We start from the raw sequence: 216 nt of genomic DNA on the forward strand, positions 1-216 counted from the left end.
CCGTGGATCCCGACCGCCGACATCGAGGGCTTCATCGCCGAGGTGATCGGGGTCGAAGCCGGCGTGTGGCACACGAAGGAGGTGGCGTCCTGGACCCTGGACAAGGGACCGTTCCGGGGCAAGGCCGAAGCGACGTCCGTCTGGGGCACCGAACGCCGTCCCGCGGGGGAGCTGATCGAGGATGCGCTCAATCAGGCCATTCCGCAGATCTGGGAC

The 216-nt window shown here is 68.1% G+C and carries 1 protein-coding gene; it reads left to right on the forward strand.

Annotation, left to right across the window (positions count from 1 at the left end; translation table 11 throughout):
• Positions 1-216, forward strand: a 216-nt coding sequence (locus R5H23_RS17050; RefSeq protein WP_317216155.1) for a hypothetical protein, incomplete at both ends; no start/stop codon positions are given.

Origin of the sequence: Gluconobacter sp. GP1 (assembly GCF_032913585.1) — a bacterium.
In the GTDB taxonomy this organism is placed as follows: Bacteria; Pseudomonadota; Alphaproteobacteria; order Acetobacterales; family Acetobacteraceae; genus Gluconobacter; species Gluconobacter cerinus.